This window comes from Nocardia cyriacigeorgica (genome assembly GCF_005863245.1).
GTDB lineage: Bacteria > Actinomycetota > Actinomycetes > Mycobacteriales > Mycobacteriaceae > Nocardia > Nocardia cyriacigeorgica_C.
The window spans coordinates 325,884-350,230 of the sequence record NZ_VBUT01000007.1 but is presented as its reverse complement, the minus strand read 5'-3'; the positions used below and the strand labels follow the sequence as shown (position 1 = coordinate 350,230).

Annotated in this window: 24 protein-coding genes and 1 pseudogene; 12 read left to right on the top strand and 13 right to left on the bottom strand. The window is 68.6% G+C overall.

Annotated features, from left to right (window positions below; genetic code table 11):
• Window positions 1-14 precede the first annotated feature (14 nt).
• The gene (locus tag FEK34_RS31190) at window positions 15-1,706 is read left to right on the top strand and encodes a glycine-rich protein (protein WP_171048293.1); all 1,692 of its coding nucleotides are present in this window, start codon (window positions 15-17) and stop codon (window positions 1,704-1,706) included.
• Between the two features lie 242 nt (window positions 1,707-1,948).
• Entirely contained in the window at window positions 1,949-3,526 is a 1,578-nt protein-coding gene (locus FEK34_RS19945; protein ID WP_212748787.1) for an alpha/beta hydrolase, read from the top strand.
• A gap of 131 nt (window positions 3,527-3,657) precedes the next feature.
• On the opposite strand, the gene FEK34_RS19940 is transcribed toward FEK34_RS19945, so the two are convergent.
• Window positions 3,658-3,873: a hypothetical protein gene (locus FEK34_RS19940; RefSeq protein ID WP_212748786.1), complete on the bottom strand. Its 216-nt coding sequence runs from the start codon at window positions 3,871-3,873 to the stop codon at window positions 3,658-3,660.
• Window positions 3,874-3,966: 93 nt separating this feature from the next.
• Here FEK34_RS19940 and FEK34_RS19935 point away from each other — a divergent pair, with 93 nt between their 5' ends.
• Both FEK34_RS19935 and FEK34_RS31295 read left to right on the top strand, forming a co-directional pair.
• The gene (locus tag FEK34_RS19935; protein ID WP_138449721.1) at window positions 3,967-4,479 is read left to right on the top strand and encodes a GNAT family N-acetyltransferase; all 513 of its coding nucleotides are present in this window, start codon (window positions 3,967-3,969) and stop codon (window positions 4,477-4,479) included.
• On the top strand, window positions 4,476-5,018 hold the full coding sequence (locus FEK34_RS31295; protein ID WP_138449719.1) for a hypothetical protein: 543 nt from the start codon (window positions 4,476-4,478) through the stop codon (window positions 5,016-5,018). Before FEK34_RS19935 ends, FEK34_RS31295 begins: the two co-directional genes overlap by 4 nt.
• Window positions 5,019-5,030: 12 nt before the next feature.
• Here the strand turns inward: FEK34_RS31295 and FEK34_RS19925 are convergent, their stop codons facing one another.
• Together FEK34_RS19925 and FEK34_RS19920 are read right to left on the bottom strand one after the other, a co-directional pair.
• Window positions 5,031-6,062, bottom strand: a complete 1,032-nt coding sequence (locus FEK34_RS19925; protein WP_138449926.1) for an alpha/beta hydrolase — start codon at window positions 6,060-6,062, stop codon at window positions 5,031-5,033.
• A 126-nt stretch (window positions 6,063-6,188) separates the two neighbouring features.
• Entirely contained in the window at window positions 6,189-6,947 is a 759-nt protein-coding gene (locus tag FEK34_RS19920; RefSeq protein ID WP_249359404.1) for a hypothetical protein, read from the bottom strand.
• Between the two features lie 471 nt (window positions 6,948-7,418).
• Between FEK34_RS19920 and FEK34_RS19915 the strand changes: the two genes are divergently transcribed.
• Window positions 7,419-7,907 (top strand): FBP domain-containing protein, encoded by a 489-nt coding sequence (locus FEK34_RS19915; protein ID WP_138449716.1) that lies wholly within the window; start codon window positions 7,419-7,421, stop codon window positions 7,905-7,907.
• Window positions 7,908-8,153: 246 nt separating this feature from the next.
• On the opposite strand, the gene FEK34_RS19910 is transcribed toward FEK34_RS19915, so the two are convergent.
• A complete protein-coding gene (locus FEK34_RS19910) occupies window positions 8,154-8,552 on the bottom strand; it encodes a MarR family winged helix-turn-helix transcriptional regulator (protein ID WP_138449713.1) in 399 nt (132 codons plus the stop codon).
• A 572-nt stretch (window positions 8,553-9,124) separates the two neighbouring features.
• Between FEK34_RS19910 and FEK34_RS19905 the strand changes: the two genes are divergently transcribed.
• A complete protein-coding gene (locus FEK34_RS19905; RefSeq protein ID WP_138449710.1) occupies window positions 9,125-9,568 on the top strand; it encodes a MarR family winged helix-turn-helix transcriptional regulator in 444 nt (147 codons plus the stop codon).
• 60 nt (window positions 9,569-9,628) lie between these two features.
• On the opposite strand, the gene FEK34_RS19900 is transcribed toward FEK34_RS19905, so the two are convergent.
• The 5 genes and pseudogenes from FEK34_RS19900 to FEK34_RS19880 form a co-directional block, all read right to left on the bottom strand.
• Window positions 9,629-10,564, bottom strand: a complete 936-nt coding sequence (locus FEK34_RS19900; protein WP_249359402.1) for a glycine betaine ABC transporter substrate-binding protein — start codon at window positions 10,562-10,564, stop codon at window positions 9,629-9,631.
• A gap of 104 nt (window positions 10,565-10,668) precedes the next feature.
• Complete coding sequence (locus FEK34_RS19895) at window positions 10,669-11,445, bottom strand: ABC transporter permease (RefSeq protein ID WP_138449708.1); 777 nt, start codon at window positions 11,443-11,445, stop codon at window positions 10,669-10,671.
• Between the two features lie 196 nt (window positions 11,446-11,641).
• A pseudogene (locus FEK34_RS19890) lies at window positions 11,642-12,844 on the bottom strand (ABC transporter ATP-binding protein); the annotation flags it as partial.
• Window positions 12,837-13,487, bottom strand: coding sequence for an ABC transporter permease (locus FEK34_RS19885; protein ID WP_138449706.1), 651 nt, complete (start codon window positions 13,485-13,487; stop codon window positions 12,837-12,839). The pseudogene FEK34_RS19890 and the gene FEK34_RS19885, both read right to left, overlap by 8 nt.
• 96 nt (window positions 13,488-13,583) lie before the next feature.
• Window positions 13,584-14,072: a MarR family winged helix-turn-helix transcriptional regulator gene (locus FEK34_RS19880; RefSeq protein WP_138449704.1), complete on the bottom strand. Its 489-nt coding sequence runs from the start codon at window positions 14,070-14,072 to the stop codon at window positions 13,584-13,586.
• Window positions 14,073-14,141: 69 nt separating this feature from the next.
• Between FEK34_RS19880 and FEK34_RS19875 the strand changes: the two genes are divergently transcribed.
• The 4 genes from FEK34_RS19875 (at window position 14,142) to FEK34_RS19860 (ending at window position 18,641) form a co-directional block, all read left to right on the top strand.
• Window positions 14,142-15,584 (top strand): MFS transporter, encoded by a 1,443-nt coding sequence (locus FEK34_RS19875; RefSeq protein WP_138457237.1) that lies wholly within the window; start codon window positions 14,142-14,144, stop codon window positions 15,582-15,584.
• A 162-nt stretch (window positions 15,585-15,746) separates the two neighbouring features.
• Window positions 15,747-16,352, top strand: a complete 606-nt coding sequence (locus tag FEK34_RS19870; protein WP_249359428.1) for a CHAP domain-containing protein — start codon at window positions 15,747-15,749, stop codon at window positions 16,350-16,352.
• Between the two features lie 254 nt (window positions 16,353-16,606).
• A complete protein-coding gene (locus FEK34_RS19865; protein ID WP_138449698.1) occupies window positions 16,607-17,749 on the top strand; it encodes a hypothetical protein in 1,143 nt (380 codons plus the stop codon).
• 175 nt (window positions 17,750-17,924) lie between these two features.
• Window positions 17,925-18,641, top strand: a complete 717-nt coding sequence (locus FEK34_RS19860) for a DUF1906 domain-containing protein (RefSeq protein ID WP_138449694.1) — start codon at window positions 17,925-17,927, stop codon at window positions 18,639-18,641.
• A 3-nt stretch (window positions 18,642-18,644) separates the two neighbouring features.
• On the opposite strand, the gene FEK34_RS19855 is transcribed toward FEK34_RS19860, so the two are convergent.
• Both FEK34_RS19855 and FEK34_RS19850 read right to left on the bottom strand, forming a co-directional pair.
• Window positions 18,645-19,004 (bottom strand): hypothetical protein, encoded by a 360-nt coding sequence (locus FEK34_RS19855; RefSeq protein WP_138449691.1) that lies wholly within the window; start codon window positions 19,002-19,004, stop codon window positions 18,645-18,647.
• Window positions 19,005-19,150: 146 nt separating this feature from the next.
• Complete coding sequence (locus FEK34_RS19850; protein WP_249358163.1) at window positions 19,151-19,870, bottom strand: Rv1157c family protein; 720 nt, start codon at window positions 19,868-19,870, stop codon at window positions 19,151-19,153.
• Between the two features lie 434 nt (window positions 19,871-20,304).
• Between FEK34_RS19850 and FEK34_RS19845 the strand changes: the two genes are divergently transcribed.
• Window positions 20,305-21,561 (top strand): mannosyltransferase, encoded by a 1,257-nt coding sequence (locus FEK34_RS19845; protein WP_138449685.1) that lies wholly within the window; start codon window positions 20,305-20,307, stop codon window positions 21,559-21,561.
• On the opposite strand, the gene FEK34_RS19840 is transcribed toward FEK34_RS19845, so the two are convergent.
• A complete protein-coding gene (locus FEK34_RS19840; protein ID WP_138449682.1) occupies window positions 21,500-21,799 on the bottom strand; it encodes a 4a-hydroxytetrahydrobiopterin dehydratase in 300 nt (99 codons plus the stop codon). The genes FEK34_RS19845 and FEK34_RS19840 overlap by 62 nt on opposite strands.
• 51 nt (window positions 21,800-21,850) lie before the next feature.
• Window positions 21,851-22,027 carry a hypothetical protein gene (locus FEK34_RS30075; protein WP_085996247.1) on the bottom strand — a complete coding sequence of 59 codons (177 nt, stop codon included), beginning with the start codon at window positions 22,025-22,027 and terminating at the stop codon, window positions 21,851-21,853.
• Between the two features lie 272 nt (window positions 22,028-22,299).
• Between FEK34_RS30075 and typA the strand changes: the two genes are divergently transcribed.
• The gene (gene typA / locus FEK34_RS19835) at window positions 22,300-24,201 is read left to right on the top strand and encodes a translational GTPase TypA (RefSeq protein ID WP_104897962.1); all 1,902 of its coding nucleotides are present in this window, start codon (window positions 22,300-22,302) and stop codon (window positions 24,199-24,201) included.
• The last annotated feature ends 146 nt before the right edge of the window (window positions 24,202-24,347 follow it).

The following is a 24,347-nucleotide window of genomic DNA, read 5'->3' as shown; positions in this document are numbered from 1 at the left end:
GATGAGGTGGAAGTATGTCCAGCTTGTTGTCGGGTTTGCGAATCTCCTCGGTCGTCGGCTGTGCTGTGCTCGCAGCGGCGTGGAGCGTCGCGCTCGCGCCGCCGCAGGCGCACGCCGCGCCGATCAGTCAGCGGTTCGACTGCGCAGGCGACGCCGGGCAGACCTATCACGTGCCCGAGGGGTTGCGGCAGATATCGGTGCTGGCGAAGGGCGGCTCGGGCCAGCAGAACGTCGGTGAGGGCACCCGTGGCGGGTTCGGTGGCGTGACCACCGGGACGATCTCGGTGGAGCCGCACGAAGTGCTCACGATCTATGTGGGCTGCGAGGGTGGCGCCGACGGCGGTCGCTCCGGTTACGGTCGCGGCGGTGCGCGGGGTGAACAACCCGCGCCGAACGCAGGTGACGGCGGCGGTGGCGGTGGTGCCACCGCGGTCATGTCGGGGCAGACTCCGCTCGTCGTCGCGGGTGGAGGCGGCGGGGGCGGCGGTTCCTCGCATGAGGGCAACGGTGGACGCGGCGGCGAGGGCGGCAATGGCGGCAACCCGGCCCAGCCCGGTGCGGTCGGCGGCAACAGTTCCGGGCCCGAAAACTGCGGCGGCTGCCTGGACACCACGCACGGTGAAGCGGGGGCTTCGGGCGGAAGCACGCCGCCGTACGCACCAGGTGGCGCCGGTGGTGGCGGTGGCGGTGGTTATCGCGCGGGCAAGGGCGGCAAGCTCGGCAGCGGAGGGAACCTGAACGGCGGCGGCGACGGCGGTGGGGGCGGGCTGTCCTACGTCGACAGCGCGCGCGTGCGCGACCACGTCTTCAGCAGCAGCACGGCGTCGGGCAACGGATCGGTGGTCCTCACCACCGGCCAGATCGGGTACCAGACCTTCGAATATCGCGGGCACACCGAATTCTTCTGTGTACCGGCCGGAGTCACCTCGGTGACCGTCGATGCCGTCGGCGGCGGGGGCGGGCATTTCGGCGACACCGGCATCGGCGGCGCGGGTGGTGGCGTGACCGCGACGGTCGATGTCACGCCGGGCACCGAGCTGGCCGTGACCGTCGGCCAATGGGGTCACGACAACGGCGGATTCGGTGACGGACACGGCGGCAGGCATGGGACCGCACCGGGTTCCGGCGGTGCCTCCGGCGGAGGCGGCGGCGGATCGACCGCTGTCGAGTCGACCCTGAGCCCCTGCGGCGTGCACGCACCGGTCGGCAAGAGCTACCTGGTGGTCGCGGGTGGCGGTGGCGGCGCGGGCGGCAACAGCGGCGCGGGCGAAGGGGCGGGCGGCGACGGCGGCGCGGGCGGGAACCCGGCCCACGACGGCAACAGCGGCGACGGCAACAGCGATATCGGCGACGGCGGCTCCGGCGGTTGCGGTGGACGTCCGCCCGGCGGTGGATGCAACAACTCCAAACACGGCGGACACGGCACCGACGCTCCCGCGGGCAGCTCCCAGGGCGGTGCGGGCGGCGGCGGTGGCGGCGGATACAACGGCGGTGGCCGCGGGCACGGAGCGAGCGTCGCCAGTGACTCCGGCGGCGGAGGCGGAGGCGGCGGCGGGCGCTCCTATGCCCACCCGGATGCGACGGATGTGCGCTATTACCAGGGGACTTCGGGCACCGGAAAGTCGAATGGGGTGGTCCACCTGAGCTGGGAGTCGATGCCCGGCGCGGAGCCGCCGCCGTGCACGGGTTCGTTCTGTGTGAGATGAGGACGACCGGTGGTGTGACGACCGCGATCGTTTTCCTCGTCGGACTTGGCAGGGTCGTCGGCGGCAAAGCCGACCTCGGCATCGGCGGAAAGTATCGGTGACCGACGGGCGAAGTGCGACAACAGGTGTCGTTCGAGTCGCGTCGCTCGCCCGCCCATGGTGAGAAAGACCGCACTGTCGGTGATGTCCGAGTGTGACAGGATCATTGCGTTCGGTGATCGGTGCACAGGAGGGCTTCGTCGGTGGTTCTGCGGTTGGGAACCAGGAGTTCTCGCTGGGTCCGGGTCGCGATGTCCACGCTGATCGTCGGGGTGGGTGTGCTCGGGTATCCGGCGCACGCGTCGGCAGAGGAGGGGCACGACCCCTACATCGATCAACTGGCAGAAGCGGCGCAAACGCCCGCGCTGCACTGGTCCGGCTGTGCGGATGGGTTCGAATGCGCCTCCGCGCGTGTGCCGTTGGATTACGACAAGCCGCAGGCTGAGCAGATCGACCTGGCGGTGATCAAGCTGCCCGCGTCGGATCCGGGACGGCGGATCGGGACGCTGTTCGTCAACTTCGGCGGGCCGGGACCGTCCGGTGTGGAGCGCTTGCGGGAACGGGCGCGGTGGCCCTGGTTGTTCTCGGAGGAACTGCGGGCGCGCTTCGATCTGGTGTCCTGGGATCCGCGCGGGGTCGGGCAGAGCGCGCCGGTGAACTGCTTCGCGAACGAGGACGAGCAGCTGGCGTTCCTCGGGTCCATGCCCGAGCTGCCGACTGACGCGGCGGAAGAGGCCGCGTTCTTCGCATGGTCCAAGGAGTTCGCCGATCGCTGCGGACAACACGCCGGTCCGATCCTCGATCACGTCTCCACCGCCGACACCGCCCGCGATCTCGAGCTGTTGCGCCGTGCCGTCGGCGACGAAAAGCTCACTTACCACGGGATTTCGTATGGCACGCAGGTCGGTGCGGTGTACGCGAACATGTTCCCTGGCCGGGTGCGGGCGATGGCGTTCGACGGGTCGATGGATTTCGAGGGCAACGTCAACGGGCATGGCGGGCAAGGGAAAACGGTGCCCTTGGATGCCCGGCAGAATGTCGCTCCCGCCATCGCCGCCACCTTCGACGCGTTCCTACGGCAATGTTCGGAAGCCGGTCCGCGGTGCGCGTTCTCGGCAGGTGATCCGAAACTGAAATGGATCGCGCTGGCCGAACGAGCGCGACTCGCGCCGATCAGGCTCGATGGCGCGGCCTGGACGTACCAGGCGGTGATCGGTGCGGCGGCGAGTCTGTCGCAGTCGTCGAATTACCCGGACCTCGCGGTGCTCTTGCAGCGGCTGTTCGACGCGGGCACCACCGTCCCGGGATTGCTGCCCGTCGCGCGCGACACCTCATACTCGGGCAACCGGACCGAGGCCTTTCACGCGATCCAATGCAGCGACAGCACTGTCCCGACCGATCCCGCCGCCTACAGTCGCGCCGCCGTCGCCGAAGATCACCGCGTCCCGCACTTCGGTCGGGTCGCCGTCTTCAGCAGCGTCGCCTGCGCGTTCTGGCAGGGCCACGACGACGATCGATACACCGGCCCGTGGAACCGCCGCACCGCCGCGCCGATCCTGGTGCTCAACACCAGATTCGACCCGGCGACACCCCTGGCCGGTGCCTTCGCCGGCGCCGCCCAACTCGCCGACGCCCAAGTGGTGGTGATCGAAGGTGCCGGGCACAGCAGCATGTATGTGCCGAGCAGCTGCGCCGAACGCGTCAAACGCGAGTACCTGTTCACCGGTCAGCTGCCGCCGAAGAACACCGAGTGCTCGATCGACAAGTCGCCGTTCGACTGATCCGCCGCCGACCAAGCGGCCTGCCCACCGCCGGCCGATCTGCCCAGCCGACGACACGACAAGGCAGGCCGACGCTCCAGCTCCGGTGGTAGTACCGCCGCGCTTGGTTCGGCAGCCGCCCAATGGCGAATTCATCCCAGCACCGCACTCAAATCCAAGGCCTCGCGCCGCTCCCGGTCGGACAGGATGTCGATCGCGGTGATGCGGTCCCCGACGACGGTGAAGCTCATGATCGAGAAGGGCTTGCCGTCCATGGTGTTGTTTAGCCCAGCGCCGGTCAGGTGAATTTCTTCGTCGCGCTGGCCGTCATCGTCAAGCCGTTGCCCGGGCGTCCGCCCGCCGAGCAATGGACACCACCGGTGCGGGACTGATCGTGCGCGACCCGCGGCCGCGGCCACAGTTCACCACTGTCGTCGCGGCCGCGGCGGTAGTCTGACGCGGTGACCCTCCCGGATCGGGTATCGCTGCGCAAGATCGCGCCGGCCGACCGCGACGCCGTAGCGACACTGCTGCGGCGTGAGTGGGGTGATACCCGCGTGGTGTCGCTGTCGCTGGGCGGGCTGGTCGACGCCGGCACGCTGCCAGGGCTGCTCGCCGAGCGGGACGGGGAGGTGGTCGGGATGCTCATGTACCGGGTCGCCGGTGGTGTGGCTGATATCGTCACGATCAATGCGTTCGAGTCCGGTGGGGTGGGTGCGGCGCTGATCAGAGCCCTGGTCGAGGAGGTGCGCACCGCCGACGTGCGGCGGGTCCGGGTCTCGACCACCAATGACAACACCCGGGCGTTGCGGTTCTACCAGCGCGCCGGTTTCCACCTGACCGCCCTGCACACAGACGCCGTCACAGCCTCGCGGCGGACCAAACCGCAGATCCCCGAATTCGGTCAGGACGGGATTCCGATCCGCGACGAACTCGAGCTCGAGTTGCCGATCGTGCCGCGGGAGCAGCGGTGACGACGCGCGCCCAGGTGCGCAAAGCCGCACTCGCCTTGCCGGAGGTGGAGGAGGGCACGCACTTCGGGGCGGTCGCGTATCGAGTTCGCGGCAAGAGCTTCGCCTCCATCAGCCGCGATGACGAACTCCAGGTGCAGATGGCCGACGACGAGATCGACGGCGTGCTCGCCGACCACCCGAGCGGCGCGGTGATCGAACGCGCGGGCAAGCGGATCGGCTTCCGGATCGCGTTGGCCGATATCAATGGGCAGACGTCGAACTATCTGATCCGGCGCGCCTGGTTCGCACGGGCACCGAAACGTCTCGCGGCCGCCCTCGATGCCGCCGACAACGCCGCGCCCGGAGAATCCGGCGACCTGCCGGCCTCGATCGGCACGCCGGCCACCCGGGCTCTGCACGGCGCGGGCATCACCACCCTGGACGCACTCACCACCCGCACTCGCGCGGAACTGCTGTCGCTGCACGGTTTCGGCCCGAGAGCTGCGCGGGTGCTCGCCGAGGCGCTCGGGGAGCGTGGGTTGTCGTTCGCGGGGGAGTGAGAGTCGACCGCCTCACGCCGGCAGTTCGAGCCCCCGCGCGATGACCGGCCAGGAATGGATGAGCGCATCGCGCCAGTAACCCCACGAATGCGTGCCGACGGGCGGGAAGTCGACGGTGGCCGGGATGTTCAACTCATCGAGCCGGGCGGCCAGGTTGTGCGAGCAGTAGTTGGTGGCCGCTTCGATGACGCCGCCGATCACCACCTGATTGGCCAGCCCGTAGGCGCCGGGCAGGGCGTACGGGCCGTTGAGGGTGTCGTACGGACCGGGCAGGCCGCTGCCGGAGGAGATGAACAGTTCCAGCCCGCGCAGGCCTTCGGCATTGACGTACGGATCGTTCTCGACCCACAGCGGATCATTCGGCGGCCCGTACATGTTCTCGACATCGCCGCCGCCCCACACCTCCACACTCAGCCGCACGGCCTCCCGCCCGAACGGGTCGCTGGTCTGCGCGCAGCCGCTGTAGGCGGCGGCCGCCTGGTAGAGCCCGGGCGCGGCGATCGGCAGGTTGAGCACCGAGGTGCCCGAGGTGGACAGGCCGGCGATGGCGTTGAGGCCGTTGGTGCCGAGGGCGGCGTCGATCAACGGCGGCAGTTCCTGGGTGAGGAAGGTCTTCCACTTGTTGACCCCGAGCACCGGGTCGGGCGCCCGCCAATCGGTGTAGTAGCTCCACGCGCCGCCGATCGGCTGCACGACATTGACGTCCTTCTCGCCGAGGAAGGCCAGCGCGTCCGGCGCCCGGCTCACCCAGTTCGCCGTGCCTTCCCCGCCGTCGGCGCCGTTGAGCAGGTAGAGCACCGGGCGCGGCTGGGACGCGTCGCGCGGGCGCTGCACCGAGACCGAGATATCGCGGCCCATCGCGGTGGAGAACACCTGCAACTTCACGTTGCGGTCGTCGGCGATGCGGACGTCGGTGATCCGTGACCCGTTCGGGGCGACGGGTCTGGCGAGCAGATTGCCCGAGGCGATGATCGGATCGTTGGACGGTGCGGCCTGCGCGCCGACCGGGACGATCGCCGCCATGGCGGCCAGACAACCGGTCATGACGATGGTGCGGATTCGTAGCTTCACTGATATCCCGCCTGTTCGTGGTCGGTGCATCCGTGGTGCTCGTTCGTTGCTGAGTGGCGACGTTACCCAACCCGCGCACTTCGACGCAGCGAGATCGGCTCAGTTTGCGGCGGCGGCGAAATAGGCGGTGCGCACATCCACCATGGTGGGCGGCGGGAAATCGGGTTCGCCCGCGCCGAGCTCACCCATCGCCACCTGCCAGGTATCCGACGACTTATCGATCGCGGTGCGCGCGTCCGCGGCCTGGAGCACGACCTCGGAACCGCCGGTGCACGAATACGCCCCGACCATGCCGTCGGACCGGCCGCCCCAGGCCCCGCCCACCCGGATCCGGCACTGGCGTCCGTCGGCGAGTTCGAGCGCCCACGGCTCGGGGGACTCGGTGGCGGCGATGGGTTCGAGCGGCGGATCAACGCTGTAGCGGCGCAGCTCGCGTTTCCACGGATCGTTGGCGCACAGCAGTTCGATGCGCGACGGCGTCGGCCAGCAGACGTCGGCGGCGTCGGCGGAGGCGCCGCAGTGATAGATGCCCGCGGTGGTCGCGGAGTGGCTGGGTGCGGCGTTGCGGCAGTTGAGAGTGCCGTAGGGGTCCGGATCGGTGATGGTGAACCCGTCGGTGGGCCGGCCCTCGGCGTCGACGGCGGTGAGCGCGACGACCTCGGTGGACTCGGCCACCTCGGTGGCGGTTGTGGACGGCGACGGGCTCGGGTTCGCGGGTGGGTCCTCGGCCGCCGGACCGGCCTGGGTGGTGGTGGACAACTGGGCGACGGGGCCGGTGTCGTCGTCGGACGAACCGCAGCCGGCAAGCGTCAGCGCGAGCACTGCGCCGAACACCGATATCGACCTCGCGAACGCCATGAGCTACCGCCTCATCAGTGGATACCCGTGCCGCTCGAGTGTAGCCAGCGCAGTGCCTGGTCCCGGCGATTTCGCGTGGCTCGCGGACTCGGTTGCCGCTCGCGACGAATAGTCGCCGAGCTTCGGTCCAGGCGGTGACCCGCGCGGACTGGTCCGGCCGTGTGACCCGGCGCGGGTGCGACCGAGTAACCAACGCAGGTGTGACCGAGTAACCGCAGCGGGTCGCGATCGGGTGACCGGGCCGGGGTGGTGTAGCCGGGTGACCCACGCGGACCGGCGCATCCGGATGACCGGAGTGACCTGCCCCGTAGCCCGCTCCGGCCCCGAGCCCAAGCCCGCACCGGCCCCCGCGGCGTCGACCGTTGACCGCGCGGACTGGTGCTGCCCGGTGTGAAAATCGGTTGTCCGTCCCAGCGCGGTCCCCTAACGTCCCTTCGGTTTGTCCATCAACGACCCGAAGGGAGCACCACCGTGCAACCCGTCACCGAACGCGACATCAGGTCGTCGTTCATCAACTGCTCCAAAGGAGACGCCAAGCGATTACCGGTCCCGCGCGACCTGGACCAACGCCCATGGGAGGACCTGGATTTCCTCGGCTGGAGCGATCCGTCGTTCCCCGGCCGCTGCTATCTCGTCGCCCCGGGTGACGATCGACTCGTCGGCGTCGCGTTCCGCTACGAAACCGGCGGTTCGGGCCGCGCGCAGATGTGCACGATCTGCCTCACCACGCACACCGGCGGTGGTGTGTCGCTGCTGACCGCGCACAAGGCGGGCGAATCCGGCCGCCGCGGCAATTCGGTCGGCACCTACATGTGCACCGACCTGGCGTGTTCGCTCTACGCGCGCGGCAAGAAGCGCCCCGCGATGGGCAGCCGCTACCGCGAGGACCTCACCCTCGAGGAAAAGATCCACCGCGTCCGCGAGAACCTGACCGCGTTCATCGGACGGCTCTACAGCTGAGGTTCTCGCACAGGTTCTGAGCACTTCGCACAGGCTATGGCCCCCTGAAAACGCCACAACCTATGCGATGAGCATTCCGAGAGGAAGGAGGTAGAGGCCGTGGGCCGATTCATGAGAACCGGGGTGCTGCGTCCTGGGTCCTGTTGAAGTGCAACAGGACCCAGGGTGCTCAGGGTTTCTCTTCGATCGAGAAGGGCTGTGTGGGCGGACCTTGTCGTTGGTGGAGAAACCGGGGGCGATTCGATTTCAGTGTTCCAGGTTGACGGTCATGCGCCGCAGGACGTCCATCATCTGGGCGAACTCCTCCGCACTGATGCCAACGGTCATCCGCTCGCGCAGGCCGGAGACCTCGGCCATGGCGGCTGTGTGAGCCGACTGGCCGGCCGGTGTCAGTGCGTACCGGCCGTCGGCGTCGCGGTGGATCCAGCCGCGAGCTACCAACCCGGCAATCACGTCGGAGACGTTCTCGCCGTTGCCTTCCCAAAACGGACGCAGCGCATCAATGAGCTGGGCTTCGTCGACCGGGCCGCGGCTCATTGTGTTGAGCGTCTGCCACTCCCGTCGGTTCATTGCGGCATCGCCCAGCAGCCGGTCGAAGGTGGTCTCGATCAGCTGATCGAGGCGTTTGAGCCGGTAGCCGATCATGCGGTCCTGATCCGAGCCCGAGCCCGAGCCCGAGCCCGAACTGGAGCCCGAGCCCGAGCCCGCGCCGGAACTGGAGCCCGAGCCCGAGCCCGCGCCGGAACTGGAGCCCGCGCCGGAACTGGAGCCAGCGCCCGAGCCGGAGTCCGAGCCCGTGCCCGAGTCCGAGTCGGAATCCGAGTCTGCGCCTGAGCCCGGACCTCCGCTCGAGTCCGGCCGTGGGTCTGGACCAGAGCCCGGCGTCGAGTCGGAGCCCGAACTCGCGGCCGGTCCGGGGCCGGGGCCGGGGTCGGGGTCGAGGCTGGAGTCGGGTCCGGGGCCGGGGCCGGAGTCGGTGCCGGCGCCGGACTCCGACGCTGAGCCCGAGCCCGAGCCCGAGCGGGGGCCGGCGCCCGAATCCGTGCCGGAGGACGGCGGAGTACCCGTGGCCGGGCCCGATGCCGGGGACGGCGCTGAGCAGGCGGTGACGGCGAGTACTGCGAGAGCGCAGAGCAAGTGGCGCATGGGGTTCCTTCCGAGGTCCGGCAATCTAGTTGTCATATTACAACTAGATGTCCAGCGCTACCATTCCTGCTATGAACGACGTCGAGCGAGTCGAACGCGCCATGGTGGAGATCCGTCGCCGCCAGACCCGTCGCGCCCTGGCGCCCGAGGGCGAGCCCGCCGGTCAGGCCTTCGATGTCCTCGACGTGGTCGGCGCCACGACCGACCCCACCGTCTCGACCGTCGCCGAAGCCCTCGCCGTGGACCGCCCTCGTGCGAGCAGGCTCGTGGCCGCTGCCGTCGACGCCGGCTACCTCGAACGCATCGCCGACCAATCCGACGGGCGCCGTTCCCTGCTGGCGGTAACCCCTGCGGGCCGGGCCGTCCTCCGGTCCGCCCACCAGCGCCGCATCGACGCCTTCGCCTCCGCGATGCACGACTGGACCGAAACCGACCGAGCCCGATTCGCCGACCTACTCACCCGTTTCGTCGCCGCGATGCCGAACCGAGGCACTCCCGGCGCTCACCCGGAATGATCCAGCGCGTATGGCGGGTCGGAGCGAGAACCGCTCGCGGGACGCCGTGAGGGCAGGCCCTCACCCCTCGGTGACGAACCCTTCGCTCACCAGCCAGTCGCGCGCGACTTCGGACGGCTCACGGCCGTCGACATCCACCTGCCGGTTTAGTTCGGTGATGGTTTCGTTGGTGAGCAACGCCGATATGGGCTCCATGACGGTGATGACCTGGGGATGGGCTTCGGCGAAATCGCGGCGCATGACGAGGGCGGCGTTGTATTTCGGGAAGAAGCGCCGGTCGTCTTCGAGCAGGAGGAGGCCGAGGGAGGGGATGCGGCCGTCGGTGGCGGCGACGGAGCCGAAGCTGCATTGACGGCCGTCGGCGACGGAGGTGTAGACCAAGGCGTCCTGCACGAGGCGTTTCTGCACGGCGCCTTCGTCGATGCCGTATTTGGCTGCCATGCCGGGGAATCCGTCGCGGCGGACATTGAATTCGGTGCCTACGCAGGTGGCGGCTCGGTCTGGATCGGTGGCGATCAGGCGGGCATAGTCGGACAAGGTGCGAACGCCCGTTTCGGCGGCGGTGGCGGCATTGGTGACCAGGGCATAGGTGTTGTTCATCGGCGCCATGGCGGCCCAGACCATATCGTGGGCGGCCAGGTCGGCGTCGCGGACGGCCTCGAATTGGCCGCGCTCGTCCGGTACGGGGGTCTCGTTGCCGAGGTAGTTCATCCAGCCGGTGCCGGTGTAGTCGTAGGCGATATCGATCTGGCCGTGCAGTTGGGCGTCGCGCAAACTGTTGGAGCCCTGGATATTGGTCAGATCGCGCACATCGGCGCCGGCGGCAACCATGGCGAATTCGATGATGTAGCCGAGAATGTTCTGCTCGGTGAAATCCTTGGAGCCCACCGTGATCGGCACGCCCGCCAGCTCGGGAACCGGTTGAATACTGCCGGGTCCCACCCGCAGCGGGACGGCGCTGCCGGCCTCCAATCCACAGCCGGTGAGCAGCAGCAACCCCGCGAGCGTCAGCAGGATTACTCTGCTTCGGAGGCTGCGGGATCGCAGCCGCGGCGATGGGCCGTGCCGCTCGCGAATCTGCCGCCACCTGCGGGCCGAGTTCATGACAACCCCCGAGGCCCGAGGAACTCTTCGGCCAGCGCCCCGAGCCAATCGACCAGCAGCGCCAAGGCGACCGCGAGCACCGCGCCGACGACGAGGGTGACGTTGTCGCGCAGTTTGTATCCGGTGTCGATGAGGATGCCGAGCCCGCCCGCACTGACCAGGAACGACAGCGTGGCCGTGCCCACCGCGAGCACCAGCGAGGTGCGCAGTCCAGCCAGGATGTAGGGCACCGCGAGCGGGAACTCGATGCGCCGCAACACCGTCGACGTCGACATGCCCTGCCCGCGACCGGCGTCGATGAGCATCGGATCCACCTGCTGATAGCCGAGAATCGTATTGCGCAGCACCGGAAGCAGCGAATAGAAGGCGATCGGCGCGACCCCGATCCAGAAGCCGGTGGTCTCGGTGACCAGATAGAACAGCACGATCAGGCCGATGGCGGGTGCGGCGGCCCCGATATTGGCGATGCCGACGAACAACGGCGCGAGCCTGCGATACCGCGGCCGCGACAGCAACGTCCCGAGCGGCACCGCCAGCGCGACCACGATGAGCACCACGGTCACCGTGATCAGCACATGCTGCCAGGTCACCTTCGCGATATTGGACGCGTTCAAGCTCGCCTGCTGCGTCACCGTGAGGTCGCGATCGAACGCCCAGATCAGCACTCCGGCGGCCAGGATCAGCACGAGCGCGGGCTGGACCAGCAGGCGTAGCCGTTCGGCGCGGCGTTCGGCGGCGGGAGAGGTGGCGCGGGCTGTGGTCGTCGCGGTCATGGGGCCGCCTTCCGAAGCCCTACAGCAGCAAGGCGATAGCACGCCGGCGCGCGGCAGAAGTCCGTCATCAGCCACCGCCCTGGCCGGCCGCGCCCGCCTCGTCGGCCGTCGATGCGGGCTCGCCCGCGTCGGGCGATCCGGGCCCGCCGCCCCTCGGCCGCGTTCCTGGACTTTCCGCGGTGACCGCCGCCGGTCCGCTCGAGCCCCCGCCGTCGGTCGGTGCGGGCCCACGGGAACCGGCAACGCCTGAAGCCCCGGCATGTTCGGTGCGCAACTGCGCGAGGTGCCCGACGAGCGTGTCGATGGTGATCAGGCCGGTGTATTCCCCGCGTCGCCCGGTGACCACCGCCGTCGCGGTGCTCTCGGCCAGCAATGCCTCCAACGCGTCTTGCAACGTCGATTGCATCGAAACCAGTTCGCCCACCGGGCTTCCCGCATCGGCCAGCGAATCGGCGTGTGCGAGTTGCGGTGCCGAGATCCAGCGCAGTGGTCGCTGCCTGCTGTCGAGGATCAGGGCCCAGGGCCAGTCGAGGCCGTCCAGCTGCTGCCGCAGTCGGTCGACCGGGTCGTCCTCCTGCGCGGTCGGACAGGTCCCCAGCTCCACATCGCGGACGCGCGTCAAAGTGAGCTGCTTGAGCGAAGCATCGGCGCCGACGAACCCGGCGACGGTCTCATCGGCCGGATCGGCCAGGATCGCGGCCGGAGTGTCGTACTGGAGGATGCGGGACTGATTGCCCAGCACCGCGATTCGATCGCCGAGTTTCACGGCCTCGTTGAAATCGTGGGTGACGAACACGATGGTCTTGCGCAGCTCGGCCTGCAACCGCATCAGTTCGTCTTGGAGCAGCCCGCGGGTGATCGGGTCGACGGCGCCGAACGGCTCGTCCATCAGCAGCACCGGCGGGTCCGCCGCCAGCGCCCGCGCGACGCCGACGCGCTGCTGCTGGCCACCGGAGAGCTGGCGCGGATACCGGTGCCGGTAGGTGCCGGGATCGAGGCCGACCAGCTCGAGCATCTCGTCGGTGCGGGCCGCGATCCGTTTGCGGTCCCAGCCGATCAGGCCCGGCACCGTCGCGACGTTCTTGGCGACGGTCATATGCGGGAAGAGTCCGGCCTGCTGGATGGAATAGCCGATGCCGCGGCGCAACTCGTCGGGGTCGATCGACAGCGCGTCCTTGCCGCCGATGGTGATGGTGCCCGACGTCGGTTCGATCAACCGGTTGATCATCCGCATGGTGGTGGTCTTGCCGCAGCCCGACGGCCCGACCAGCACCACGATCTCGCCGGCCGGAATCGTCAGGCTGACATTGTCGACCGCCGGTTGCCGCTGGTCGCCATAGCGTTTGGTGACCGAGTCGAGGACGATCTCGACGCCGGACACGGATTCGGAATCAGACACGGATCCCTTTCGACGTGGTGATTCGGCCCAGGAGCAGCAGCAGTTCGTCCAGCGTGAGCGCCAGCACGACGATGAGCACGGTGCCGGTCAGGGCCTGCGGCACGGCATTCGGGGTGCCGAGCCTGGTGAGGCCGGTCAGGATCAGGTTGCCGAGGCCGGGCCCCTTGGCGTAGGCGGCGATGGCGAGGATGCCCATCAGCATCTGGGTGCTGACCCGGATACCGGTCAGGATCGCGGGCCAGGCCAGCGGAAGTTCGATGCGCGCCAGCACCCGCAGCCGGTTCATCCCCACGCCGCGCGCCGCGTCGGTGATCGCCGGATCGACCGCCGCGAGCCCGACGATGGTGTTGCGCAGGATCGGCAGCAGCGCGTACAGCACCATCGCGGTGATGGTGGGTGCGACGCCGAGCCCGAGCAGCGGAATCAGCAAGCCCAGCAGGGCGAATGACGGAATGGTCAGGATGGTGCTCGCCGCGGCGGTCGCCACCGAGGAGCCGAGCGGACTGCGGTAGACCAGCACGCCGATGGCAACGGCGACCAACGCGCCGAGTACCACCGATTGGACCACCGCCGACACGTGCAGATAGGAGTCGGTGAGCAGTTGGTGGCGCCGGTTCACGACGAAAGTCCACAGCGTGTCCAGAGTTTCCGCCTCCCCGCTTCCCTCGCCCGTCGCGGGTCAGTGTATCGAGCGGACGGCGCGACACGCCGTTTTCGGCGGTGCCGGTGGGTGATTCGGTCAGTCGCCGGGCCGCGGCCAGGGATTGCCCTCGAGCCGTTCGACCGACTGGTTGAACTTCGTGATGAGCCGGTGCAACTGATCGACGTCCTCGGCGGGCCAATCGGCGACGACGCGTCCGATGCCGTCGCGCCCGACGGTGCGGTCGGCGGCGAGCAGCTCCATGCCTTTGTCGCTGGGACGGACCTTGCGCGCGAGCCCGCCCTCCGGATCGGGCACCCGCTCCACCAAACCCTGATCGAGCATGGCCCCGACCTGACGGTTGACCGTGGAGATGTCCAGCCGCAGCGCTTCGGCCAGTTCCCGCAGGCTCAGCGGCGAGCCGACGTCGAGCCGGGTGAGGATCAGAAACGCCGAACGGTCCAGCTGAAAACGGGGATGACGGCTGGCTGCGGGGGTATGCCGGGACAACAGCGTGAGCTCGAACGACAGCCGCGTCAGCGGCTTGTCGGCCGCCGAACCGAAATCACCCGAATCGGACATGGCCATCACTATGTCGCGCGTGTCACTCGAAATCCAAATTGTGCACCATACACACGATATGTATCGTACACATTCATGACCGCTGTAGCCGACGTGTCCTCGAACACGACCGACAACCGGCGCACCCCCGCGCCCGCCGTCCTCATTGCGACGCTCTCGACGGTGGGTGTCGTCGTCTCGCTGATGCAGACGCTGGTCATCCCGATCATTCCGTCGCTGCCCGGCTACCTGAACACCTCCGCGTCCAACGCGGCCTGGGTGGTCACCGCGACGCTGCTCGCCGGTGCCGTGTCCACCCCGATCAGCGGCAGGCTCGGCGATATGTTCGGCAAGCGACGGGTGCTGCTGGTGAACCTGGGTGCGATGATCACCGGCTCGGTCATCTGCGCGCTGTCCACGGCGCTGCTGCCCGCGATCGTCGGCCGCTCGCTACAGGGCATGGCCGTCGGCGCGATTCCGCTGGGTATCAGCATCATTCGCGATGAGCTGCCGCCCGAGCGGGTGGGTGCGGCGATGGCGACGATCAGCGCGACCCTCGGTGTGGGCGGTGCGATCGGCATGCCGTTCGCGGCCTTCATCGCGCAGAACGCCGACTGGCACATGCTGTTCTGGATCTCGGGCGGTCTCGGCCTGCTCTGCCTGCTTGCCGTCGTCACGTTCGTGCCGGAATCGCCGGTGCGCACTCCCGGCCGCTTCGATTTCGGTGGTGCGGTCGGACTCTCGATCGCGCTGCTGGCGCTGCTGATCGCGATCAGCAAGGGCGCGGACTGGGGATGGGGCAGTGCGTCGATCCTGACCCTGTTCGCGGTCTCGGTGCTGACCTTCCTCGGCTGGGGCTACTTCGAATTGCGGCAGCGTTCGCCGCTGGTGGATCTGCGGGTGTCGGCGCGGCCGCGGGTGCTGTTCACCAATATCGCCTCGGTGGCCGTCGGATTCGCGCTCTACGGCATGTCGCTGACCTTCCCGCAGCTGCTCATGGCGCCGGAGGCGACGGGCTACGGCTTCGGATTGTCGATGGTGCAGGCCGGTCTGGTGATGGCGCCGGGCGGGCTGGTGATGATGCTGCTCTCGCCGGTGTCGGCGCGGTTGTCCGCGGCGCGCGGGCCCAAGTTCACCCTCGCGGTCGGCTCCGGCGTGATCGCCGTCGGCTACCTGTGCGCGCTGGTGCTGATGAACAGCGTCTGGCAGATCGCGCTGGCGGGCATCATCGTCGCAGGCGGCGTCGGCCTGGCCTACGCGGCGATGCCCGCGCTCATCATGGGTGCGGTGCCGCTCAGCGAAACCGCGGCGGCCAACGGCCTCAACTCGCTGATGCGCTCCATCGGCACGTCCACCTCGGCGGCGGTGATGAGCGTGGTGCTCGCGCACATGACCATCTCGCTGGCCGGGCACGCGCTGCCCTCCCGCGACGGCTTCCACACCGCGTTCCTCATCTCGGTGGCCGCCGCCCTCGCGGCGATCGTGCTCACCAGCCTGATCCCGATGGGGAAGAAGGAGCCGGCGGCGGTACCGGCCTGAGGCGCTCGACCGCCCGAGGTGCGCGAGCCGGCTCCGGGGCTGATTCGGGCGACCTGCCGGGAACCGCTGAGCCGTGCCGAACGTCCAATGAAGTAGGGCACCACGGGGAGCCCACGGACGAACGGAGCCGCCATGGCGGAGCGGGGAGCCGCATCGACGACGATGCGAGCGGATGGGCGCGGGGTCGGGCCCGGTGGATGGTTGATCGCGGGACTGCTGATCATCGCGGTGGTGGTCGCGGGCGTGGTGGGTGTGCGCTGGTGGCAGGAGCGCGACAGCTACCCGGCAGTGGTGGGTGAATCGCTGCGGCAGTTCCCGGATATCGACACCGCCGCCCTCGGCTCCGAACAGGCCGCGGTCGTTGCCGTGCTGGAACGTGAATTCGCCGATCCCGGCGACGGGCCGAAATATGCCGAGGGCGTCACCGAGCCGTGGTGCGCCGACTTCGTCAGCTGGGTCATGCGCGAAGCCGGCCTGCCGCTGTCGAACCCTAACTCGGGATCGTGGCGGATCCCGGGCGTGTACACCTTGCAGGAGTACTACGAATCCGCCGGCCGATTCGTGCCGATCGACGCCGGATACCAGCCGCGCACCGGAGATGTGCTGCTCTACAGCGACAACAGTCCGTTCACCCAGCACACCAACATCGTGCTCAGCGCCGACAACGGCACCGTCACCACGATCGGTGGCAACGAATTCGGCACCGTGCGGATCCATCGGTTCGCCCTCGGCGAGGTGCCGGGTGTTGTCGGGTTCGGCCGGATCTGAGCCGCACCCGACGGGGTGAATGTTCCGGCGAGCGAACAAAGGGCTCGTCGGACGGGGTGTCGACGCCTAGCATGTACCTCGGAGGCGCCCGGCAGCGCCGCCGCCGATCCCTGTCCTGCTGTCCCCTCATCGGCAGGACAGGGATCACTCTTTTCATGACATGACATGGCCGTCACCGTCATGCCGTCTGATCGACACCCGGATCGCGTACCGTGTCGAACAGTCCGTTGGAGGTGAGGGTCTCGGAACGTCTGATGCAGCCGATAGAGCAAGCGCACCACGATCCGCAGTGGATCGAATACGCCGAGTTCGGCGAACGTTTCGTCACCCACGCGGTGACGACCGACCGGATCGAGGCGGCGGTCGCCGGAATCGCGGGCAAGGGAATGAAATTCGGTCCCTTCTCGGTGGGGCCTGCCGGATTGGCCGGGCTGGTGGCCGAGGGCAAAGTGGGCCGCCCGGTGGTGGTCCGCAGCGGCCCGCACGTCACCTTCGAGATGCGGGTGCCGGTCTCGCTGGCGGTGAAAGTGCTGCTCGGCGGCAAGAAATTGCGGCTGGAGACGGTCGTCGCCATCGACATGACACTGCACGCGCGCACGGCTGCGCCGCTGCTCATCGTCATCGATATCCCGCCGATCAAACCCGCCGACGTCAGCGTCGTGCTGCGCGCGCAGGCCGTGGACACCGCCGGTGAATGGCTGCTGGATCCGGTGGCCGGGGTGGTGCAACGCGAGGTCGCCCAGCGGGTCAACACCATGCTCGCCGATCCACAGGCGCGCCGTTCGCGGATCTTCGACGTGGAAGCGATGGTCGCGGGCACGCCGTCCCCGCATCGCGGCGACGGCGAGTTCGACTGGATCGGCTACGACGAATTCGGTCACCGGTTCTTTCCGCTCATCGTCACCCGGGACCGGGTCTTCGAGGTGGTCAAGGGTCTCGCCGGGCGTGCGATCGAGGTGGGCCCGTTCCGCACCGGACCGCGCGACTCGGCGACGGTGACGGTGCGCGGGGCGGTGCGGCTGCCCGAGCTCACCGAACGCCCGCGCCCCGACCCCGACCACTCGGATGTCAGCTTCGACCTGCTGTTGCCGGTCTGGCTGGACATCACCGTCGACGTCCTCAAGGCCAACCACTACCGCGCCGACGTCCGCATACCGCTGGTGCTCACCGCGCGGGCCGCCGATCCACTGCTCATCGTCATCGATGTGCCGCCTCCGGACCGCGAGCACATCCAGCTCGAGTTCAGCGCCGTCGGCCTGCGGGCCGCCACCCTCGGCGTGCTCGCGGGCATCCGGAAACAGGTGATCGCGCAGGTCGCGCAGGTGGTGCGCAAGGAACTGGCCGACCCGGCCGGGCGCACCATCGACGTGGGCGCCCGCATCGACGGAACGGTGTGAAGAGCCCGCTGTGGCATGAGTGATCAGAGTGCCCAGTGGGTCTGGCGGTTCCCATGTGAATGTGGTGGAATGAGTTCACGTTCGAGGCTCCCGGCGCACGAGTGACACTTGGGGAAGGTGCGCCGGGCCGCTACTCAGTGGTCGGTGTCGTCGGGGGTGGCGAAGGAGTCCAGTGATGCGTTCGTCTCTGTCCCGGCGTGATCTGTTCGGCTACGCGGCTGCCGCGGCCGTGGTCGGCTCGATCGGCGCCACCGTGAACCTGCCGCGGGCGCGCGCCGAATCGCTGGGCACGCTCGTCGATTACGCCGCCGGAGTGCCGTCGGCCGCCGCTATCCGCGATGCCGGCCATACCGGCGTCATCCGTTACGTCTCCGATCGCAGGCCCGGCGCCGAATGGATGGAAGGCAAACCACTGCTCGCCTCCGAGGTCGAGGATCTCAACGCGGCCGGGTTGAAGATCGTGTCCTGCTACCAGTTCGGCAAGGGTCCCACCGCCGACTGGCGCGGCGGCCTGGAAGCGGGCAAGCGGCACGCCGAACGCGGCCTGGAACTGCATCTGGCGGCCGGCGGACCCGAAGGCGTGCCGATTTACGCCTCGATCGACGACAACCCGTCAGCGGCCGATTTCGCCACCATGATCGCGCCCTACCTGCTCGGCTGGCACGCGGTCCTGGGTAAGGAGAACACCGGCGTCTACGCGAACTCGCCCACCATCGATCTCGCCGTCGCCGCGGGACTCGGATCCTGGTATTGGCAGCACGACTGGGGCACGCCGGAGGGCTATGTGAACCCGGCGGCGCACCTGCACCAGTTCGAGATCGACGACCGCACCATCGACGGTGTCGGCGTCGACCTCAACAACATCCTCACCGCCGAATACGGGGCCTGGTAGACCTCAGGTCTGGCAGTGGCAGGCGGGGTCGACCCGCAGATCCGGCTCGTCGTCGGGGACCACCCGCAACATCGGCCTGGACTCCGGCGCCTGGTGGTTGCCCATCCAGGACAGCAGCGACCACCGCGACAGTCCCGACAGCGCCGAACCGAGGCTGGCGAAGGACCCCGAGGAGATCACCGAGGCGAACGATCCCACCGAGCCGATCGACAGGATCGATCCGACGCTGCCGATGGACAGGATCGAATACGCCGAGCCGATGGACAGGATCGAACCTTCGGACCGGATGGACAGAATCGACCGGCGGGAATGCCGGCTGCGGACCGAATCGCGGGACTTCATCGCACGTTCGACAGTCGCCATGGGTTCGGTCTACCACAGCCGCGGTGCGCTGCGGGAGACTCTGCGCGCGATTCGCACACCATTCACAGCACCATGGTCTGCGATCGTCCTCGACAGCGACGAAACCCCGGCAGCGCGATGCTGCCGGGGTTTCCGAAGTGCCTGTATCAAGCGACCGTGAAGAAGCCCAGGGTCGGCAGGAAGTTGCAGGTGCGCGGGGCGGCATCGGCGGCCTGGGTGGTCAGCGAACCGCCGATCACCGCGACGACGCGGCCGGAGCCGGTGTTCGCGATGGCCGACAGGGTGGCCGGGCCGTCCGGGTTGATCTTGGCCTCGTTGGTCAGCGCCTGCACACCGGACTGACGGGTGTCGAGGTTGAGCCACTGCACCGTCATCGGCGGGTTCTGCACATCGGTCGGCGACTTGGTGCCGAGCGCGGTGAACACGAACCCGGTCTGGCCTGCCTGCGGCCCGGGCGGGGGCAGCTGGGCCGGGCCGGGCACCGCGAGAGCGGTACCGACCGAGTCGGCGGAGTCGGAGATGCAGCCTTTACCGATGGTCGGGTACAGGAACTGCGCGATGGCCGGACCCTGCTCCGGTAGGTCGGGGCCACCGCCGCCGCTGCCGTCGAGGAACTTGATGATGCGTTCCAGCGTCGACTTGATCTGCGGCGGCAGATTCAGGGTGGCCAACAGGGCTTTGGCCTGGTCCAACAGGGCGGCCTGTGGGCTCGCGATCTCAGCGGCCGCGATCTGGCCCACGATGGCAGGCGTCAGGGCGGCGAGCGCGTCCACCGGAACGCCCTCGGGAACCATCGGGACGCTGTTCGGCGCCGCAGCGGGCGCCGGGGCCGGAGCCGCGACGGTTGTCGCGGGCGCGGCGAGCATGGCGCTCGCCGCAATGGCGAGCGCGGACAAGGCGATCCGCGATCCTCGGGTGCGAAGCACTGGTCTTGCCGTCCTTACCTCGGGTACATCTGGTCGACGCTGAAAAGCCGTCGTTTCGGGGGTCACTCTAAGGACAACGCCGCATGTTGTACAGCAGCGGTGCCGGAAATGCGCGCCGTGGACGAACGTGTTATCAGAAGGTAGCGCCGTTCAGTGTTACTGGTGTGAAAGTTGATGCAAATGTTACTTGTGGTTCGGGGGTTGGGTGTGCCAGGGCAGCGTCGTCGCGGCCCGCACTGCGGTTAATGTAGTCGGAGCCTTCCACTCCAGGCCGCCGAATCGCCCGAACACCGTGATCCGGCCGGCCCCGGCCCGACTCGAAAGTCCCGCATTTGAACCAGCAGAGCGCTCGGACGGACGCATGCCCGCCGGTCGTGCCCACCCGATCGGCCGAACCGCACCGCTGGGCCACGCACACCCGCTGGGCCGTGGCCGCGCTGGCCGCCAGCGTGCTGGCCCGGCTGCTGTGGATGCTGTTCGCGCCCAACGGCATGAACCTGGTCGACCTGCACGTCTACGTCGACGGCTCGGCGGCCCTGCTCACCGACAAGCTCTACGACTTCACCTACGCGGAGAAGACCCCGGATTTCCCGCTGCCGTTCACCTATCCGCCGTTCGCCGCGGTGGTGTTCTTCCCGCTGCACTATCTGCCCTTCACCGTCGTCGCGATCGCCTGGCTGCTCGCCATCGCCGCGGCGCTGTACGGGATCGTGCGGATCGCGCTGGAGCTGATGCTCGGCGCCGAGACCGCGCGGCAACAGGGCTGGCGCACGGCCTCGATCACCTGGACCGCGATCGGGCTCTGGCTCGAGCCGGTGCGAACCACGATGGACTACGGGCAGGTCAACGTCTTCCTGGTGCTCGCGGTGATGCTCGCCGTGCGCAGCACCCGGTGGTGGATCTCCGGCACGCTGGTCGGCGTCGTCGCGGGCATCAAGCTGACGCCCGCGATCAGCGGCCTGTATTTCCTGGCGCGCAGACGCTGGGCCACGGTGGCGTGGTCGGCGGCGGTCTTCGGCGCGACGGTCGGGCTCAGCTTCCTCATCTCGGCCGGGCAGACCAGGCACTACTTCGGCACCCTGCTCGGCGACGCCGACCGGATCGGCCCGGTGGGATCGGTGTGGAACCAGTCGCTGCGCGGTGCGCTGAGCCGGCTGCTCGGCTACGACGTGGAGACCGGCCCGTGGTGGCTGGCCTCCGTCGTGCTCGTCGCGGTGCTGGCAGTGCTGGCCTGGCGCGCGCTCGGGCCCGACGACCGGCTCGGCACCCTGCTGATGGTGCAGCTGTTCGGCCTGCTCATCTCGCCGATCTCGTGGTCGCACCACTGGGTGTGGCTGCTGCCGGCCATCCTGTGGCTGCTGTACGGGCCGCTGCGCGAGGTGCCGGGCGCGCGGATCTTCGCCGGCTACTGGCTGGTGACCGCGCTGGTGGGCGCGCCGTGGGTGCTGTCGTTCTTCCAGGATTCGATCTGGACCATTCCCCGGCCGTGGGTGCTGTCCTGGCTGGGGACGGTCGACGTCGCCGGCGTGCTGGCGATGCTGGTGTGGATCATCTGCGCGCCGCGGCTGCTCACTCGGACTGCGCGGCCAGCCGATCTATCTCGTGCGCCAGCGCCACATCCAGCGCGGTGAGCCCGCCCTCGCTGTGCGTGGACAGCGTGAAGGTGACATTGCGCCAGCGGATATCGATATCGGGATGATGGTTGGCCGCCTCGGCCGCGACGGCGACCCGGCGCACCAATTCGATGCCCGCGGGGAATGTCGCCGCCTTGATGGTGCGGGTGATCGAATCCCCGGAGCGGCTCCACTCCGGCAGTGAGGTCAGGGCGGACGATATTTTGTCGTCGGACAGCAATGGGGTAGTGGTCATTGTCTCGTTGTACCCCTGTTGCGCACGATCATGAGCGCAGTCGCTCAAACCTCAAGCAGCGCGCGCCTTCTTCAAGCCCTTCTTCAGTTCTTTCCCCGTCACACCGGCCGCTTCCAGGCGTTTCATCCGCATGATGACCACAGGGCACTTGATGCACCGCGTCTTCTTGCGGCAGCACTTCTTCTTCGGCTTGAGGCTGGAAACCTTCTTTGCCTTGACCTTGCCCATGGCGAGTAAGCCTACCCTTAGTCGAATGTGGAGTCCCAGGTGCACCTGGGTGCCGGTAGGGTGTATCTGGCCGCGATGCCCGGTGAGTTCCATTCTCCACCTGTTTGTACAGGGAGCCCCGGCGCGAGGGTCAGGACCCGTAGGCGGCAGCTTGCGTTACCACGTAGGGTCCCGCTCGCGCCGGCATCGAGTACAGCGCGAGCGTCAGGAACCCGAGGCGCCGGACATTGAGCACCGTCGCCACCATCTACCCAACAGCAGGAGGAACAAGCGTGTCGTCTGCACGCGATTTTCGCAACGTCGCCATCGTGGCCCACGTCGACCACGGTAAAACGACGTTGGTCGACGCCATGCTGCGCCAATCCGGCGCCTTCGCCGAACGGGCCGAGCTGGTCGACCGGGTCATGGACTCCGGCGACCTGGAACGCGAGAAGGGCATCACCATTCTCGCCAAGAACACCGCGGTGCACCGGCACAATGCCGACGGCTCCGTGACCGTCATCAACGTCATCGATACCCCCGGCCACGCCGACTTCGGCGGTGAGGTCGAGCGCGGCCTGTCCATGGTCGACGGCGTCGTGCTGCTGGTCGACGCCTCCGAGGGCCCGCTGCCGCAGACCCGGTTCGTGCTGCGCAAGGCGCTGGCCGCCTCGCTGCCGGTGATCCTGGTCGTCAACAAGACCGACCGTCCCGACGCCCGCATCGCCGAGGTCGTCGAGGAAAGCCACGATCTGCTGCTCGACCTGGCCTCCGACCTCGACGACGACGCCGCCGAGGCCGCCGAGCTCGCCCTCGATCTGCCCGTCCTCTACGCCTCCGGCCGTGAGGGCAAGGCGTCGAAGGTGGCGCCCGAGAACGGGCAGGCCCCCGACGCGGAGAACCTCGACGCCCTGTTCGAGGTGCTGCTCGAGAACATCCCCGCGCCCAAGGGCGATCCGACCGCGCCGCTGCAGGCGCACGTCACCAACCTCGACGCCTCGGCCTTCCTCGGCCGGCTGGCGCTGGTGCGCATCCACAACGGCGAGCTGCGCAAGGGCCAGAACGTGGCCTGGATGCACGCCGACGGCGTCAAGAACGTCAAGATCACCGAGCTGCTGCAAACCATCGGCGTCGAGCGTCAGCCCGGTGAGGTGGCCGTGGCCGGCGATATCGTCGCCGTCGCAGGCATCCCGGACATCATGATCGGCGACACCCTCGCCGATCCGGACAATCCGGTGGCGCTGCCGCGCATCAGCGTCGACGAGCCCGCCATCTCGGTGACCATCGGCACCAACACCTCGCCGCTGGTCGGCCGGGTCCAGGGCCACAAGCTGACCGCCCGCATGGTCAAGTCGCGGCTGGATCAGGAACTGGTCGGCAACGTCTCGCTGCGGGTGCTCGACATCGGCCGTCCGGACGCCTGGGAGGTGCAGGGCCGCGGTGAGCTGGCGCTGGCCATCCTGGTCGAGCAGATGCGCCGCGAGGGCTTCGAGCTGACCGTCGGCAAGCCGCAGGTGGTCACCAAGACCGTCGACGGCAAGGTGCACGAGCCCTACGAAGAGCTCACCATCGACTGCCCCGACGAGTACCTCGGTGCCATCACCCAGCTCCTGGCCGCCCGCAAGGGCAAGATGGTGCAGATGAACAACCACGCCGCCGGCTGGGTGCGCATGGAGTTCATCGTGCCCTCGCGTGGCCTGATCGGTTTCCGCACCGACTTCCTCACCGAGACCCGCGGCACCGGCATCGCCAACGCCGTCTTCCACGGTTACGCGCCGTGGGCCGGTGAGATCCGCGCGCGCCACACCGGTTCGCTGGTCTCCGACCGCGCGGGCACCGTCACCCCGTTCGCCATGATCCAGCTCGCCGACCGCGGCCAGTTCTTCGTGGAGCCGGGCGCGGACACCTACGAGGGCATGGTCGTCGGCATCAACCCGCGCGCCGAGGACCTCGACATCAACGTCACCAGGGAAAAGAAGCTCACCAACATGCGCTCCTCCACCGCCGATGTGATGGAGACGCTGGCCAAGCCGTTGCAGCTCGACCTCGAAGGCGCCATGGAGTTCTGTGCCGCCGACGAATGCGTCGAGGTCACCCCGGAGGTGGTGCGGGTGCGCAAGGTGACCCTGTCCGCCAACGACCGTGCCAGGGAGACCTCGCGTCGTAAGGCCCGCGACCGGGCGGCCGCGCAGTAGGCCGACGACCAGGCGAAATCACACGCTGTGAACCGGAACCGCCGAGCCGAGTGCTCGGCGGTTTCGCGTGCACGGCCGAGCGCGACATGGCGAGGTAGAGTGCCGAGGGTGAATTCGGGGGCGCGACGGCGCGCTGTGTGGCGCGC

Excerpts from the sequence above, each read along its gene's own strand:
- FEK34_RS31190 (WP_171048293.1), top strand. The coding sequence starts at position 15 with ATGTCCAGCTTGTTGTCGGGTTTGCGAATCTCCTCGGTCGTCGGCTGT.
- FEK34_RS19925 (WP_138449926.1), bottom strand. The coding sequence starts at position 6,062 with ATGACCGGTTGTCTGGCCGCCATGGCGGCGATCGTCCCGGTCGGCGCG.
- FEK34_RS19920 (WP_249359404.1), bottom strand. The coding sequence starts at position 6,947 with ATGGCGTTCGCGAGGTCGATATCGGTGTTCGGCGCAGTGCTCGCGCTG.
- FEK34_RS19910 (WP_138449713.1), bottom strand. The coding sequence starts at position 8,552 with ATGATCGGCTACCGGCTCAAACGCCTCGATCAGCTGATCGAGACCACC.
- FEK34_RS19905 (WP_138449710.1), top strand. The coding sequence starts at position 9,125 with ATGAACGACGTCGAGCGAGTCGAACGCGCCATGGTGGAGATCCGTCGC.
- FEK34_RS19895 (WP_138449708.1), bottom strand. The coding sequence starts at position 11,445 with ATGACCGCGACGACCACAGCCCGCGCCACCTCTCCCGCCGCCGAACGC.
- FEK34_RS19880 (WP_138449704.1), bottom strand. The coding sequence starts at position 14,072 with ATGGCCATGTCCGATTCGGGTGATTTCGGTTCGGCGGCCGACAAGCCG.
- FEK34_RS19875 (WP_138457237.1), top strand. The coding sequence starts at position 14,142 with ATGACCGCTGTAGCCGACGTGTCCTCGAACACGACCGACAACCGGCGC.
- FEK34_RS19870 (WP_249359428.1), top strand. The coding sequence starts at position 15,747 with ATGCGAGCGGATGGGCGCGGGGTCGGGCCCGGTGGATGGTTGATCGCG.
- FEK34_RS19865 (WP_138449698.1), top strand. The coding sequence starts at position 16,607 with ATGCAGCCGATAGAGCAAGCGCACCACGATCCGCAGTGGATCGAATAC.
- FEK34_RS19860 (WP_138449694.1), top strand. The coding sequence starts at position 17,925 with ATGCGTTCGTCTCTGTCCCGGCGTGATCTGTTCGGCTACGCGGCTGCC.
- FEK34_RS19855 (WP_138449691.1), bottom strand. The coding sequence starts at position 19,004 with ATGGCGACTGTCGAACGTGCGATGAAGTCCCGCGATTCGGTCCGCAGC.
- FEK34_RS19850 (WP_249358163.1), bottom strand. The coding sequence starts at position 19,870 with ATGCTCGCCGCGCCCGCGACAACCGTCGCGGCTCCGGCCCCGGCGCCC.
- FEK34_RS19840 (WP_138449682.1), bottom strand. The coding sequence starts at position 21,799 with ATGACCACTACCCCATTGCTGTCCGACGACAAAATATCGTCCGCCCTG.
- FEK34_RS30075 (WP_085996247.1), bottom strand. The coding sequence starts at position 22,027 with ATGGGCAAGGTCAAGGCAAAGAAGGTTTCCAGCCTCAAGCCGAAGAAG.